Source organism: Oleiphilus sp. HI0132, from assembly GCF_001635845.1.
In genome coordinates, this window is the sequence record NZ_LWGJ01000410.1 from 1 (window position 1) to 1289 (window position 1289).

Here is a 1289-nt window from a genome sequence, read left to right on the forward strand (position 1 = left end):
AGTACCTCGAAATAGTCGACAAAGCCAAATATTTGAGAATAACTTTTTGCGTAAATATAGCCCTGATATTGATGTGAAATCTCGGTGCGAGGGAGCTGGTTTACACTAGCAACTACATGTGGCCACGCCTTTTCAAAAGGCATGGATAGGGAAAACTGATCTATTTTGTGAAAAAAGGTACTTGCTTCAGTTGAGACGCAATTAGGCAGTGGTGGGCACCAATTGAGACTAGGTTCAGGATCACTTTGTTGTAGCGGGCTGACAGCGCAGCCACTTGTCATCGCTAGCAGAGTAAGGCTGACATAGAGAGCACAGTTCTTAGGCTTCAAGTGCTGTCACTTCCATAATTGCCTGGCGGAGTTCTGCGTTCAGAACAAATTTTGCTTCCTCTATTACACGTTCAACATCTTCACCGTATACCAACTTATTGGCGCCATTAAGTGTTAAGAATTCCTTTTTTTGCAGCGTTGCAATGAAGTTTCGGAACAGTGCTTTGTCAAAAAACTCCGGGGCATTGAGACCAAAGAGAATCGACATGCGTTCAGCCATAAGTGTACTCTGTTTTTCAAGTTCTTCGGCATCAAGCTTCCCTGAACCACTACGCGTAAGAATGGCAACAACTATGTAGTAGCGTTCCAAGGTCTGGATGATCAAACGAGATAAGATGGACAAGTTTACGAAGGCCTCACTGCCGCTTGCCGGACGAGTAATGTACTCACCGTTGTCAATTACCAGCTTGTGTTGGATGAGTACTTTTAGCCAGTCTTCAAATACTGTTTCGACCTCGTCACTGCTCCAGCGAAGGAAAAGTTCTGCCTGAATGTAAGGGTAGATTGATTTGAACAGGCTATATAGCTGAGTTTTCTCAATGCGACTGTTATTTTGCATTAAACAGGCGATCAAAGAGGGGATTGCGAACAAGTGAAGTATATTATTTCGGTTGTAAGTGAGCGACACAGCATTTCTATCGGTCAGGCTAATAATGTCGCCCAGTTCTTGTTTTTGCCTCTCGACCAGGTGCATATTTTCAGCGTACTCAATCCAGTCAAAGCCATCACCTTCGGCAAAAGTGATATCTTCGCTGTAAGGTTGTTCTTTTAACAGGCTATTGAAGCAGTTCATTACGCGGCCTAGTACTTTCGCATCCATGGCATAGCGTTCGGTTGCCAGTAGTACCAAGGCAGTGAAATTAATAGGATTAATCGCAGCGGAGCTATTGATTCCGGTAACGATTTCCTGAGAGAGCTTGTCGACAAAACCGGACAACCATTGCGGTTTCTCGGTTTGCA

The 1289-nt window shown here is 44.3% G+C and carries 1 protein-coding gene and 1 pseudogene; both read right to left on the bottom strand.

Annotation, left to right across the window (positions count from 1 at the left end; all coding sequences use genetic code 11):
- Positions 1–329 (bottom strand): DUF1499 domain-containing protein (locus A3766_RS05030; protein ID WP_156508703.1); only part of this gene is annotated, 329 nt, incomplete at its 3' end.
- Positions 319–1289: pseudogene (locus A3766_RS30410) on the bottom strand (glycerol-3-phosphate 1-O-acyltransferase); the annotation flags it as partial. The gene A3766_RS05030 and the pseudogene A3766_RS30410, both read right to left, overlap by 11 nt.